Raw genomic sequence first — 14,285 nt, forward strand, 5'->3', positions numbered from 1 at the left:
ACTCTAATTTTACCATATTATCACTGTCACGATAAAAATACGGATTATTTTTTAGGACATCTTCTAAAAAAGACTAAGCATATTGCTTAGTCTTTAATGAACTATGTATTAGTCTTCAAACCATTTATCAACTTGTTCTTTATGAGATTTAATCCATGTTGCTGCTGCTTGTTCTGGTGTTTTACCATTTTGAACATCAAGCATTACAGATTCCATATCTTTTTGAGACCAGTTAAACTTGTCTAATACTTTATAAGCTTCAGGATTATCTTCTTTAAGTCCTTTACGTACAATGGTGTTGATGTCTTCAGCTTTACCCATTGAGTTTTTAGGATCTTCTAAATATTTCAAATCATATTTATTAAACATCCAGTGTGGTGACCAACCTGTGATTACGATATCTTTATGTTGTTTGATAGCTTCACCAAGGGCAACAGTCATCGCACCTGAAGACGATGGTACCAAGTTCCAATCTTTCAAGTTATCATAATCTTTCAGGGCTTTTTCTGTTGCGGCCATAACACCAGCACCAGGTTCAATACCGATAATAGATTTATCCGCTTGATCTTTAAGGTCTTCAATAGAGTTTGCTTTCATGTAGCTTGGAACAACAAGACCAACTTTAGCTCCCTTGAGGTTAGGGCCAAGCAATTCAACAGATTTGCTGAATTTCTTCCATTGTGTTTCATGGGTGTTTGGCAGCCAAGCAGAAACCATACCGTCAGCTTGACCGTTCGCCACAGTTTGCCAAGCAACTGTATTATCTAAAGCTGTCTTCTTAACATCAAACCCATGTTGCTCCATAGCTTGACTCAACACGTTAATAGATGCAACTTCTGAATCCCAATTCATATAGACAAGCTCAACATTTTTATCTGCTGCTGTTTTTTTAAGTGTAACACCAGAAATTCCACCAATGATCAGAACGATAAGAGCTACCAGCGCTCCTCTTTTCTTCCATTTTTTAAGCTGTGGATTGCCTTGTTTTTCAGTTGGGGCAACGTTAAGTTTTTGAGTGAAACGGTCAATGATAATAGCTAAAATAACCAAAGCAATACCGTTTACAAAACCTTTACCGATATCCGCAGATTGAACAGCCGCTAAGACGCCGCGTCCAAGTCCAGGTGCACCGATCATTGAAGCAATAACAACCATTGAGAGTGCCAACATAATTGTTTGGTTAACACCTGCTAAAATTGTTCCTTTTGCCAAAGGAAACTCTAACTTAAAGAGTTTTTGTCTTGGTGTTGAACCAAAAGAATCTGCTGCTTCGACCAATTCAGTTGAAACTTGACGAATACCCAAGTTTGTCATACGAACTGTTGGAGGCAAAGCAAAGATAACAGAGGCAAATACACCAGGAACCACACCGATACCAAAGAAAGCAACGGCCGGAATCAAGTAAACGAAACCGGGCATGGTTTGCATGAAGTCCAATATTGGTTGCACAATCTTAGCAACAAGTTCGGACTTAGCCATCCATATACCTAAAGGAATACCGATAATAATAGAAACTAAACTAGAGAGCAAGACCAATGTTACTGTATTCATCAAGTCTGTCCATAAACCTTGATTGGCAATAAGAACTAAACCTAAGAATGTAAAGATAGGGAAGGCAATTTTACGTCCTGAAACTAAAACTGCCAAGAATGTAACCACAATAATCATTAACCAAAAGGGTACAGCTGTAAGTCCTGCAGTTACTGTATCCATAATTGCTGTACCGGATTTTTGAATAATATCAAAACCAGCACTTAAATTACTTGTAATCCAATCTGTTGCAGTCGAAACCCAATCTGCTAAGGGTATCTTACCTATTGCTAACTCAATCATTATTTACCTCCTCATCGTCTACGTCTGCTAAAGCTTCAAGTACTCGTCCGCGGATGAGAATACCTTTGAGGAATCCTTCATCATCTACCACGGCAACAGGTGTTGGAGAGTCGTATATGATAGGTAAGATATCACTTACTAATGTTTCTTTACCAACTTGTCCAACATCTGTCATGAGAACTTCGCGAAGAGATTTATTTGCTTGTTTTGCTTGAACTGCTGCTTCACTGGTAATAACCCCATAAAATTGACGCTTTTTATCGACAGCCATTAGAGAACTTACTTCTTCTGTTTTCATCTTTTTAAGCGCAACACTTGGACCGTCGATGTCAATATTCGTTGTTAAGGCAGGAATCATAATATTCTCTGCTGTAATAACTTTTGCACGATCAACGTCTTCCACGAAGGTTTTAACGTAATCATTAGCAGGATTAGTAAGAATTTCTTCACCTGTACCAATCTGCATGATTTTACCATCTTTCATGATGGCAATACGATCACCGATACGTAACGCTTCATTAAGGTCATGCGAAATGAAAATAATTGTTTTTTGGAATTTCGCTTGAAGTTCCAAAAGTTCATCTTGCATTTCACGACGAATCAACGGGTCCAAAGCTGAGAAAGCTTCGTCCATCAGAAGGATTTCTGGGTCATTAGCTAAAGCGCGCGCTAAGCCGACACGTTGTTGCATCCCTCCTGAAAGTTGGTTCGGATATTGATTCTTAAAATCAAGCAGGTTGGCATTGTCTAAAGCTTTTTCAGCACGCTTGCGACGTTCTTCTTTTGGTACATTTTGTACTTCTAAACCATATTCTGTATTTTCAAGAATAGTTCTATGAGGGAAGAGACCAAAATTTTGGAAGACCATACTCATCGTTTTACGACGCACTTTCAGCAAATCTTCTTTATTTAACGTCGCAACATCTTCACCATCAATGAAAATCTTGCCACTTGTTGGCTCAATCAAACGATTAAGCAAACGTAATAGTGTGGACTTCCCTGAACCAGAAAGTCCCATAATAACGAAAATTTCGCCTTCATTTACTTCAAAGTTGGCATCGTAAACACCGACGCTCGCACCTGTTTTTCTTAAAATTTCATTTTTCGAATCACCCTGCTCGACCATTGCCAAAGCAGTTTTTACACGTTTACCAAATATTTTGGTTAAGTGCTCAATTTTAATTTTTACTGGCAAAATATTCTCCTTTACTCTTAATAATTAAATACGTTTCATTATTTAATATTCATCAAAGTGACCATTCCATAATAACAAGGTATTGTCACTTTGTCAAATAAGTAAACTTACAAATATCTTAAATCGTCCAAATATGAAAAAAATCCCTCTATAGCACCAGACCTTATTGTAGGTCTCTATAGAAAGATATATTTCAATGTCAAAACTAACTTTTATAAAAGAAATTTTGAATAATTTGTAAAGAATCTGCTCCACCAACAAAATACAAAGTATCGTATTGATTCAATGTTGCATAAGGTCCTGGCGAAATAATTAACTCGTCATTCTGTAAGATGGCAATAACAGTTGCGCCTGTATTTTGCCACAAATTCATTTCTCCGATAGTTTTACCTAAGTTTTCGGAGGGTTCATTGAGCTCAAGTTCAATCGGAGTCATGGGGTTGGATTTTTGAAAATGCGCTGTTTGTCCAACGAGTTTGTCTAAAGTAGATGAGAAGTTGGCAAGTTCCTTTTGCTGACGTGCAACACTTTTCAAAATATCAGCTTGTAAGTCCTGAATTGACTTAACTTCTTGATGTTGGGTCAAAAACTCTTGCGCTTTTTGACGTGAAGCAATAACAACCCCACTTCCATGGATTGAATCCACAATCCCTAAATCACTAAGAATACTCACTGCTTTTCGTGCGGTTTCGGGAGAAACACCAAAAGTTGTTGCTAAGGTGGATCTTGCATAAATTTTTTGACCAATTTTTAATTCGTTGCGTACAATATTTTCCGCAATTAATATGGCAATTTGCTGATATTTCGGTTGTCTAACCTCTTTCACTTCTTCCTCCTTTTTTATTTATCCGTATACTATCATCATATAAAAATGCATTATGCCTTCTATTTTAATGTAAAAATACAAAAAAAGATAGTAAAATTATTTTTAAAGTGTAAAATTTCGAATATATCCTAGTTTGTGTTTTGTCGACTTGTATGATAAATATGTTTCGTGTAAGTAATCTATGATATAATAGTCGGAAAAGTTTAAAAATAGAAAGTGATAATATGAACTGGATTTTTCGATTGATTAAAGGAATGATTATTGCTCTTGGCTTCATTCTTCCTGGTGTTTCTGGCGGGGTTCTTGCAGCCATTTTAGGGATTTATGAACGTATGCTTCATTTCTTGGCTCATATTCGTCAGGATTTCAAGAAGAATTTTCTTTTCTTCCTTCCTGTTGGTATTGGTGGAATTTTAGGCTTAGTTCTCCTTAGTCGACCTCTTGAGTGGGTTTTGGCTCATTATCAGATAATTGTGTTGTGGGGCTTTGCTGGTGCAATTTTAGGGACTCTTCCTTCTCTCTTTAAAGAAAGCACACGTCAAAAAGCTCGTGATAAAAGTGATACTTTTACTTTAATCCTCACATTTATTTTGTCAACACTTATTTTATATATGTTACCTGCCAACGCAGGAACGGTTCCGGCAAACTTCTTTGGCTTCTTCCTTGCAGGTGTTTTAATTGCCTTGGGTGTTTTAGTACCTGGACTTAGTCCATCAAACCTTCTTTTGATTCTTGGACTTTTCTCTCCGATGCTCGAAGGTTTTAAAAACCGTGACATTTTCGGTGTGTTTCTTCCTATTGCCATTGGTGGATTATTTGCTCTGGTAAGTTTTTCAAAATTAATGGAGAAACTTCTGATTAATTTCCACTCCAAAGTTTACAACTTTATCATCGGTTTAGTGCTCTCGAGCACATTACTGATTGTAGTACCTACACAAAGTGCTGAAGCTATCAATTATGCTGGAGCAACAGTTTCAACCTTCTTTATGAGTGCCCTACTCTTTGTAATTGGTCTTGTCTTAGGTCTATGGATGAGTAAGTTGGAAGAAAAATATAAATAAAGATTAATTTCAAAATAAAAAAGACTGGTTATCAACCAGTCTTTTTGTATTAGTCTGTTTCAATTAATCCAATATTCTTATCGGCACGTCGATAAACGACACTTGTACGATTCGTATAGGCGTCCAAGAATACATAAAAATCATGGCCAAGCATATCCATCTGAAGTACTGCCTCTTCCGCATCCATCGGTTTAAGATCAACATGTTTCGTCCGGACGATTTTTACAGTATCTTCATCAATCTCATCTGTGGCGTCTAATGGAGCAAATTCGTCACCAAAGGCTAATCCAGTAGGGACATTCATTTTTGATTTGCGGTTTACACGCGTTTTATACTTACGAATTTGTCGTTCTAACTTTTCTTCTACTAAATCAATAGCTGCAAGTACATCTAAAGTAGTGTTTTCAGCTCTTAAAGTTACATTTTTAGCTGGCACAGTTACTTCAACCTTATTACGCTTATCGGAATAAGATTTAATATTCACGTAGGCCGTAACCTCATGTCCATCATTAAAGTATTTATTTAATTTACCAATTTTATCTTCGATATATGAACGAATTGCATCTGTAATTTCCACATTTTCAGCACGAATACTAAATTTAATCATAAGGTTGTTCCCATGGCATTTCAAAGAAATGCTCTTTCTTTTATTTATTTCTTATTTAATTTTAATATAAAAATAAATATGGGTCAACTAATATCCGAGATTTTCTAGAATTAAAACTCTTGTGCTGCTTTTTCTACTTTACCAAGGAATTCAGCCAAGAATTCTTCCGCTTTTTCAGGTTGGTAAGCATGCCCTTCAACACTAAGTGAAGAGAAGTCTGTACCAATGAATTCAAAGATTGTCTTCATGTACTGGCTACCTGTATCTTGACCATTGTACATCCCACCGCTTGCTTGCAAATGCATAACTTTCTTATCGGTTGCCAAACCTTTTGGTCCTTCTGCTGTGTAACGGAAAGTTTTACCAGCAACATTGACTGTATCAATCCATTTTTTAAGGCTAGCAGGAATCATAAGGTTCCACAATGGACTTGCAATGACTACCTTGTCTGCTGAGAGAAATTGTTCTGTAAAGGCACCAAAACGTGCAACTTTATCTTGTTGTGATTCAGACAAGGCAGTAAAGTCTACACCATTTTGCATCGCAATAAAGGCAGAGGCCATGTCTTGATCAATTTCAGGAATGTTGGCAGAGAAAACATCGAGCACTTCTACTTCATCATCTGCATTTGCAGTCTTATAGGCTGATACGAAAGTATCCAAGCCTTTGATTGAGAAGCTGTCCTCAGCTGTCAAGGGATGTCCTTTTACAACAAGTAATTTAGTCATTAATAAATCCTCCAAGATTTTATTTAATTTACATTTGTAAACAATTTTTACTTTAATATTATAGCAAAAACATTTTGTGAATGCTACAATTTTAGTACGTGAAACTTAGCACAAACTCAAGAGATAATAAAACCATCTTGAGACATTACAAGATGGTTTTAGTTTTAGTGACGAATGATATAGTCAAAGGCACCTAGCGAAGCTGTTGCACCACTTCCCATAGCAATTACAATTTGTTTATAAGCTGAATCTGTACAATCCCCTGCAGCAAATACACCAGGTACATTAGTAGCCCCTTGCTTATCGACAATGATTTCGCCTCGTGAGTTACGCTCTACTACTCCCTCAAGCCACTCTGTATTAGGGACAAGACCGATAAGAATAAAGACACCTGATAATTCGAGGTTTACTTCTTTTTGAGTATCACGCTCGACATAATCTAGACTTTCAACTTTATCTGTCCCATGAATAGCTTTTGTTTCTACATTAGTTAGAACGGTAACATTATCCAAGGAATAGAGTTTTTCTTGTAAAACTTTATCCGCTTTAAGCTCTGGTAAAAATTCTAAAACAGTCACATGTTCAACTACACCAGCTAAATCAATGGCTGCTTCAATCCCAGAGTTTCCTCCCCCAACTACGGCAACTTTTTGACCTGCAAAGATCGGGCCATCACAATGCGGACAATAAGCAATTCCTTTGTTTTTGAATTCCTCCTCGCCCGGGATACCGAGTGAACGCCAACGGGCTCCCGTTGATAATACAACTGTCTTTGATTGAAGGACTGCACCGTTTTCCAGTGTCACTTCAAGCAGATCTTTTTTCTCTAATTTGACTGCCTTTTGCGTTTTCATAATGTCGGCTGGATAGGCTTTCACATGCTCTTCCAGTTGGGCAGCCAACTTAGGACCTTCAGTATAAGTTGTACCGATAAAGTTTTCAATACCTAGAGTTTCTAATGGCTGACCACCGAATTTTTCTGCTAAAATCCCTGTATGTATCCCCTTACGGGCTGCATAAATTGCCGCACTTGCACCTGCAGGACCCCCACCAACAACAAGAACATCATAAGGATCTTTGTCGTCAAATTCTTCACTTCCAGCTTGACCCACGAGTTTATTTAATATTTCTTCAAGACTCATGCGTCCACTTGAAAATTCCTCACCATTAACAAAAACTGTTGGTACAGCCATTACACCACGGGATTTGACTTCGTCTTGGAACATGCCCCCTTCAATCATCGTGTGGGTAATATTTTCGTTAAGAACACTCATGATATTCAAGGCTTGGACAACATCTGGACAGTTGTGACACGTCAAACTGACGTAAGTTTCAAAATGATAAGGCTTATCGATAGCTTGAATACGTTTTTTGAGGTCTTCTTCAATCTTTGGTGCACGACCACTTACTTGTAAAAGTGCCAACACAAGCGAGTTAAATTCATGACCTAAAGGAATACCAGCAAAAGCAATGCCTCTCATTTCTCCCTTGCGGACGACAGAAAAGCCAGGTGCTTTGACTAATTTAGCTTCTTCAACACTTATGCGTGGGGACATTTCAGCAATTTCATTAACAAAATCCCGTACTTTTTTACCATTGGCATCTTCAGGATCTGCTTTGACGCGTAATGCAATATCATTTTCTAAAAGCTCTAAATATTGCTTGAGTTGTGCTTTAAGATTTTCTTCTAACATTTTATCTTTCCATTCTTTTTAGCTTAATAAGGCGAGTAATCTACTTCGCCTTATTAAATTAAATTTTACCAACTAAGTCTAAACCAGGTGTTAGAGTTTCCGCATCTTCTTTCCATTTAGCCGGGCAAACCTCACCTGGGTTTTTGCGAATATATTGTGCAGCACGCACTTTATCTACTAATTGACTTGCATCACGACCGATACCATCTGCAGTAATTTCTACAGCTTGGACAACGCCATCTGGGTCAATGATAAATGAACCACGTTGTGATAAACCAGATTCTTCATCCAATACATCAAAAATACGAGAAATCTTTTGTGAGGGGTCAGCTAGCATTGGATAATCTACTTTCCCAATAGCTTCACTGTGCTCATGCCAAGCAGCATGGACGAAATGTGTATCAGTAGAACATGAATAAACCTCTACACCTAAGTCTTTAAGAATACCGTATTGCTCTTGTAAATCTTCCAATTCTGTTGGACAAACAAAAGAGAAATCCGCAGGATAAAAGACAATGACGTTCCATTTTCCTTTAAGATCATCTGAATTTACTGTCAAGAACTTGCCGTTTTGATAAGCTTCAGTGACGAAATGTTCAACTTCTTTTCCGATTAATGACATGATTTTCATCTCCAATTTTTCTATTAATTTTTATTGCTTCTTTAATAATTATCACAAAATGAATAATGTTAGTCAAAAGATATGTTCAAATTTTCAGAGAAAATAAAGCGCTTAACACTTCTAAATCGTTACACTTTTGGTTTAGGATGCTCAGTACTCCTGTTCAGCCTCATAGAAGATTCTTTCACAGGTTCAAAATATTCCTCCAATAATATATCCAATAATATATAATTAATTTTTAATTGAAAAAATTCTCAACTCTTTCTATTTAAAAATAAAAAAAGCCTGATTGGGCTTTTTATTTTGCAGTCAAAGCTAACGTTTTATCCAGCATAAAGGGACGTAGATAAGCTGTTGCACTACTTGTTGGAAGAATTTCATCACAGAGTGTAATCCCTAATTCCTTTTGAATATAAGCGCGTCTGTTTTGCACGCGCGCCCAAATGTCAGGATATGCTTCCTGTATTTCTTTTCTTAACGATTCATCTGCCATGAAAATTCCACTCTCACAGCTTACACCACCATAACCAGGAACAGATGGAATGATATCAATCTGGAATAGCATACCGCTCTCGATACGTTCTGTTGACTGTGGGTAAACGGGTGAGCTCATCCATTCCTCATCAGCGGAAAGATGACCAGGGTTTAGCGTCCATCCGTATTTTTCTTGTGGTAAAACTTCTTCTATTTTGTTATACAGCTCTTGGCCTTGCATCCCTATTTTTATCGTTTCCAGCCACGTTTTTACAGCATTAAAGTAAGGTTGTGCGACAGCCGAGAGATAATCTTTCTCTTCCTCTGGTAACTCCGAAGCTTGGCTCACAGCATAGCCTCCTCGACTTTGAAGTCCTCCTTTATACCCTGTCGTTAGGGAAAGTTTGTCTCCCCTTTTAATAACTTTATTGCTTGGGTAGATATTGGCCTTTACAAAACGTTCCCCTGTCGCCATTATTGTAACGACATTATGTGCTTGTCCGAGATCAGATAATGCTCTTGCGACTTCCATTTCGGTTTTTCCAAGCGCTATCTGATTCATGGCTTGTAACATGCAGCGGCCTGCTAAGGCGGCACCAAATTCATAATGGGCAAATTCGTTTGCATTATTTGTTGTGCGAACGCCTTTTTCCCCAATAAAGAGCCGTGTCGCATTTTCTAGCTTGGCTTTAGGACATAAGCTTTGGATAGCATGAACTAAGAAATGAGGTAAATCAAAAAGCTGATCATTGTTCTCTTTTGTGCTGGTAAAATTTTTCCAACCCACCAGACCAATCTTTTGCGCGCGCTCTAGGTCACATTGACTTAAGATTTCTTCAACAGTTTCTTGTCGATGCATAGGCTGATTAGGTAGAGAAAAATGTGGCATATGTACAGCTTCTGCCTTTATTCTTGCCTTATCTGCTTTATTTAGGTTTTCATTACCTAAAACAAGATAGGCTTTCCCATCTTTATGAAGTACAAGCAAGGCTTCTTCAAAACGCGGGAGAAACCCTGTAAGGTACTCAAAGTTACTGCCATGTTCCAGGTCCGCATAGATAATTAAGCGCTCAAAATTCTCCTGATTCATTTTATCAAGTAGATTTTGCTTTCTTTGTCTCATTGTTTCGTCTGTCAGCACAACTGGTCTTAAGTTTTCTTCAAGCGTTGGGGGCTTAATTTTTGTGAGTTGAATCATCTTTGGCTCCTTTTGTCAAAATAAGAACTGCCGCTTTAGCAATTCTTATTTCTTACTTTATATTCTATTAATTTTTTAACTCTTGGACAACGGCTTTTAAGCGTGAAAACTGAGAAGGTTCAGATAAAGAAACGGTCATTTCCCAGGCCTTGCTTCCCTCCTCAACCGCTAAAGTCAGGAAAAAACGCTGAAAATAGGATAAGCGATCTGACTGTTGCAGATATTCAATATCATCTTGTGTCAAATAGATTTGATCACGCTGGATAGCTTTATTCAAATAGCGGAGCCAGAGCCTCGCATTTCCTCTTGATTTTTGAGCCGCAGCTTCAAAATATTCTTTCCAATTCATTTATAATAGCCTCAAAAGTTCGGGATTTTCTTTTAAATAATTTTTTAATGCTTCTTCGCCATAAGCGAGACCGTAAGCTTCTAAAACAACTGCAGGATCAGAAGTCCCTTCGGAATAGCTGTTGAGCAAATCAAGGAGTGTATCTGGACGCTCAATGTTTAGCTTCTTCATAATCTGAGCAATATCAGGAATATCTTTGGCTCTTCCGACTTGAATTTTGTCAATCAATACGGACTGCAAGGAAGACAAATAGACGTCGAGATGACTTGCCTCAAAGATTAAAACTTTATCCTCATCAGAAAGTGACATGATATGCCCGATAGAATGACTTAGCCAAGGTTCATTAGCAGTTCCGACATGAAATTCTTGCCCAATCTCAGCAATAATTTCCTCAACTTTCGCAGTGGAGTCATAAAAGGCATCAATATCTTCTGTAGCTTTTAGTCCATGATACTCCAAGACAAAACCACCCACACACTGTAAGCTTAAATGGATATCATTTTCTGCTAATTTTTCATTCAAACGTATAAACAACTTATTGTAATTCATAAATTATATACTTTCTTTTGAAATCTCTCTTCTTGATTATAGCATACCGTGTCTTATAAAAAAAGAGTTTTTCCTCTCTTTTACATAATAAAAAAACACCTCATGGTGTTTTAAGAGTTCATTTTCTCAAAAGCCTTACTCAAGTCTTCCAATAAATCATGGATATCTTCGATACCTGCAGATAGGCGAATCAGTCCATCCTTAATGCCCGCTGCTTCACGAATGTCTTTCGGTATTGAAGCATGCGTCATCACTGCAGGTACTTCAATCAGACTTTCTACACCACCGAGGGATTCAGCTAAAGTAAAGTATTCTAAAGCTTCGACAAAGTCTTTGACTTTACGTTCATCCTTAAGCTCGAAAGAAAGCATTCCTCCAAAACCAGACATTTGTTGGGAAGCAATCTCATATCCTGGATCTTGCGGGAGACCTGGATAATAGACTTTGCTCACTTCCTCTGATGCTTCAAGATATTCTGCAATTTTTTGAGCATTTTTAGCATGAGCCTCCATACGAAGTGCCAAAGTTTTGATTCCTCTTTGAACCAACCAGCTATCTTGAGGACCTAAAACACCACCAATTGAATTTTGCATGAAGGCGATACGTTCAGCCAAATCTTCTTTATCTGTTGTGACAAGCCCTGAAACAACATCGGAATGTCCACCAAGGTACTTCGTGCCGGAATGCAAGACAATATCCGCACCTAAACTTAAGGGACGTTGGAAGTAAGGTGTGGCAAAAGTATTGTCAACGATTGTCAGTAGATTATTTTCCTTAGCAATATCTGCAAGTTTTTGGATATCTAAAACAGTCATCAGAGGATTGGAAGGCGTTTCAAAATATATGGCCTTGGTTGAGGCTTTAATCTTATCTTTTAAAGCAGCAATGTCTGTCAAATCCACCAAATCATATTCTAAACCAAAATTAGACATGACTTTATCCATTAAGCGGAAAGTTCCCCCATAAACATCATTACCTAAAATCAAGTGGTCCCCCGATTTAAAAATAGAAAGAACGGCATGAATACCAGCTAAACCTGAGCCGAAAGCAAAGCCCTGCACCCCCCCCTTCTAAGTCGGCAATAAGTTTCTCTAAAGCATGACGCGTAGGGTTCCCAGATCTTGAATATTCATAGGCTTTGGGCTGACCTAGACCATCTTGCTTATATGTCGACACTTGATAGATAGGAACAGAAACCGCTCCGGTTGTAGCATCTTCACTGATGCCACCGTGAATCATCTTTGTTTTTAATTTCATCTCACGCATATTTCACCTCTTTTTAATTGTTTATTTATTATAATGCAGATTATCTTTCACTGACTTTATGTAATTTTATATCGGACTTTTAATTTTTTTATATCAAGCGGAGATGTAGAATTTATAAGAGAAAAGCCCTTTAAATAAGGGCTTTTAACTTATAGTTTCACTTCATTTGCTGGAGCAAAAAGATCATTTAAAGCTTCACTCATAGTGGGATGTGTGTAAATATGATCTCTTAACATGGTGTAAGGTAATTTTGCTTTTATCGCAAGAGACAAAATATTTATTACTTCATGTGATTCTTCAGCATAAAGAGTTGCACCTAATATTTCTTGTGTTTCTGGGTCTACGAGTGCTTTAAGTAGTTCTTTACTTTGTCCCAGCACAGCAGACTTTGGAATCGCTGTAGCTTCTAAACGGAACAAACGGTACCTGGTACCCTGAGCTTGGGCTATTGTTTCGGTTAATCCTATATTAGACAAGGTTGGTGTGATGAAAACACTGCTTGCCAGTTCACCTCGATTACTTAATGTTCGAGATTTATCGCCATAAAGTTGACTTTCAATGATGCGAAAATCATCCAATGAAGTATAGGTAAATTGTGGTCCACCATGTACATCCCCCAAAGCCCAAATATTTGGAACTGAAGTTTCAAGCTTTTCATTCACTAAGATATGTCCAGCCTCGCCTACCTTGATCGAAGTATTTTCTAACCCTAATCCAGAAGTATTAGGCTTACGACCTGTAGCAAGTAGAATTTTATCTCCATGTATTTCTTCTGCTTGACCCTCTCTTGTAATGTTGAGGATGCTTTCTTCATTACGATCAAAAACACCATTTATCTCATAGCCGAGTTTGAAGACTGCACCGGCATCTTCTAAATCTTGTTTTATGCGCTGCGCAACATCTCTATCTTGTTGTGGTAAAAACATACTGTGGGAGTCAATGATCGTTACTTTTGACCCATAAGACAAAAACATGGATGCGAATTCAAGTCCAATATAACCAGACCCCACAATAAGAAGACGTTCAGGCTTTTCTTGTAAGTCCATCAGCCCTGTCGATGTCACAAGATTTTTACTCTCCGACATACCAAGAATCGAAGGCAGTATAGCACGCGCGCCCGTATTAATAAAAATACGTTCAGCTTGAACCAGCATTACCGGCTTTCCTTCTTCTGAAACCTCCACCTCATGATCAGAAAGAAATCGTGCTTTACCATCAATTACAGTTGCATTGGGCTCATCCGCAATCATATGGTAATTCTTTTTATTCAGCTTTTCAACAAGGCTGAATTTTTGAAGGACTGCCTCAGTGAAAGCTTCACCTTTTTGGCCATTTACAATTAGAGATTTAGACGGAATACAGCCGATATTAATACAAGTCCCCCCGTACATCCGCGTAGATTGCTCGACAATTGCTACGGATTCCCCTTTATTGGCCAATGATTTAGCAAGGGTTTTCCCTGCTTTTCCAAAACCAATAATCAGATTCTTAAATGTCCTTTTCTCCATATTAAAGCTTTCCTCTATAGTCTACGATGAGAAGATTGTGGCTCAAATATTCTCCGTCTGTTTTCAAAGCAATAAGGTTGTAGCTGCCTTCTACTTTAGCATGTAAATCTTGGGCACTCCAGAACATTTCTCCCCATTTTTTGAAGTAAACAGGGCCAAATTCTGAATCCATATGTGCATCAAAAGCCTCTGGCAACTTGCCTTTGTCTATAGCAAGGATACGGTAACGTGAGATGCCGCCCGCACATGCGTCAATAGCTTCATTCTTTTCACTTAACTCGTGGTCGAAATCCAATACAAAATCTGCATTTTCAAATTTTTCTAATTTTTCGCTTACTGTTTTGTCAAATATAATTTTCATGCTTGTTTCCTCCT

At 37.9% G+C, this 14,285-nt stretch carries 13 protein-coding genes and 1 pseudogene; 1 reads left to right on the forward strand and 13 read right to left on the reverse strand.

Annotation, left to right across the window (positions count from 1 at the left end):
• Positions 1-108: 108 nt before the first annotated feature.
• The 3 genes from PYW30_RS05160 to PYW30_RS05170 form a co-directional block, all read right to left on the reverse strand.
• A complete protein-coding gene (locus tag PYW30_RS05160; RefSeq protein ID WP_004257235.1) occupies positions 109-1,833 on the reverse strand; it encodes an ABC transporter permease/substrate binding protein in 1,725 nt (574 codons plus the stop codon).
• A complete protein-coding gene (locus PYW30_RS05165; RefSeq protein WP_014024780.1) occupies positions 1,826-3,028 on the reverse strand; it encodes a quaternary amine ABC transporter ATP-binding protein in 1,203 nt (400 codons plus the stop codon). The genes PYW30_RS05160 and PYW30_RS05165 overlap by 8 nt, the downstream gene beginning before the upstream one ends.
• Before the next feature lie 205 nt (positions 3,029-3,233).
• A complete protein-coding gene (locus tag PYW30_RS05170; RefSeq protein WP_004257227.1) occupies positions 3,234-3,854 on the reverse strand; it encodes a GntR family transcriptional regulator in 621 nt (206 codons plus the stop codon).
• A gap of 224 nt (positions 3,855-4,078) precedes the next feature.
• On the opposite strand from PYW30_RS05170, the gene PYW30_RS05175 reads away from it, so the two are divergent.
• A complete protein-coding gene (locus PYW30_RS05175; RefSeq protein WP_042217739.1) occupies positions 4,079-4,915 on the forward strand; it encodes a DUF368 domain-containing protein in 837 nt (278 codons plus the stop codon).
• 49 nt (positions 4,916-4,964) lie between these two features.
• On the opposite strand, the gene hpf is transcribed toward PYW30_RS05175, so the two are convergent.
• From hpf to PYW30_RS05225, 10 genes and pseudogenes are all read right to left on the reverse strand, one after another.
• On the reverse strand, positions 4,965-5,522 hold the full coding sequence (hpf, locus tag PYW30_RS05180; RefSeq protein WP_004257223.1) for a ribosome hibernation-promoting factor, HPF/YfiA family: 558 nt from the start codon (positions 5,520-5,522) through the stop codon (positions 4,965-4,967).
• 110 nt (positions 5,523-5,632) lie between these two features.
• Positions 5,633-6,250 (reverse strand): FMN-dependent NADH-azoreductase, encoded by a 618-nt coding sequence (locus tag PYW30_RS05185; RefSeq protein ID WP_042217737.1) that lies wholly within the window; start codon positions 6,248-6,250, stop codon positions 5,633-5,635.
• A gap of 164 nt (positions 6,251-6,414) precedes the next feature.
• On the reverse strand, positions 6,415-7,944 hold the full coding sequence (gene ahpF / locus PYW30_RS05190; protein WP_042217735.1) for an alkyl hydroperoxide reductase subunit F: 1,530 nt from the start codon (positions 7,942-7,944) through the stop codon (positions 6,415-6,417).
• A gap of 58 nt (positions 7,945-8,002) precedes the next feature.
• The gene (ahpC, locus tag PYW30_RS05195) at positions 8,003-8,566 is read right to left on the reverse strand and encodes an alkyl hydroperoxide reductase subunit C (protein ID WP_042217733.1); all 564 of its coding nucleotides are present in this window, start codon (positions 8,564-8,566) and stop codon (positions 8,003-8,005) included.
• Between the two features lie 298 nt (positions 8,567-8,864).
• A complete protein-coding gene (locus PYW30_RS05200; RefSeq protein ID WP_042217731.1) occupies positions 8,865-10,238 on the reverse strand; it encodes a M24 family metallopeptidase in 1,374 nt (457 codons plus the stop codon).
• A gap of 67 nt (positions 10,239-10,305) precedes the next feature.
• Positions 10,306-10,587 carry a hypothetical protein gene (locus PYW30_RS05205; protein ID WP_004257210.1) on the reverse strand — a complete coding sequence of 94 codons (282 nt, stop codon included), beginning with the start codon at positions 10,585-10,587 and terminating at the stop codon, positions 10,306-10,308.
• Positions 10,588-11,136, reverse strand: coding sequence for a DUF6036 family nucleotidyltransferase (locus PYW30_RS05210; RefSeq protein WP_042217729.1), 549 nt, complete (start codon positions 11,134-11,136; stop codon positions 10,588-10,590).
• 110 nt (positions 11,137-11,246) lie between these two features.
• A pseudogene (locus PYW30_RS05215) lies at positions 11,247-12,393 on the reverse strand (cystathionine gamma-synthase).
• Positions 12,394-12,551: 158 nt separating this feature from the next.
• Complete coding sequence (locus tag PYW30_RS05220) at positions 12,552-13,910, reverse strand: FAD-dependent oxidoreductase (RefSeq protein WP_042217725.1); 1,359 nt, start codon at positions 13,908-13,910, stop codon at positions 12,552-12,554.
• 1 nt (position 13,911) lies between these two features.
• Entirely contained in the window at positions 13,912-14,271 is a 360-nt protein-coding gene (locus PYW30_RS05225; RefSeq protein WP_042217723.1) for an iron-sulfur cluster biosynthesis family protein, read from the reverse strand.
• Positions 14,272-14,285 lie beyond the last annotated feature (14 nt).

The sequence above is a fragment of the Lactococcus garvieae subsp. garvieae genome (assembly GCF_029024465.1).
GTDB lineage: Bacteria > Bacillota > Bacilli > Lactobacillales > Streptococcaceae > Lactococcus > Lactococcus garvieae.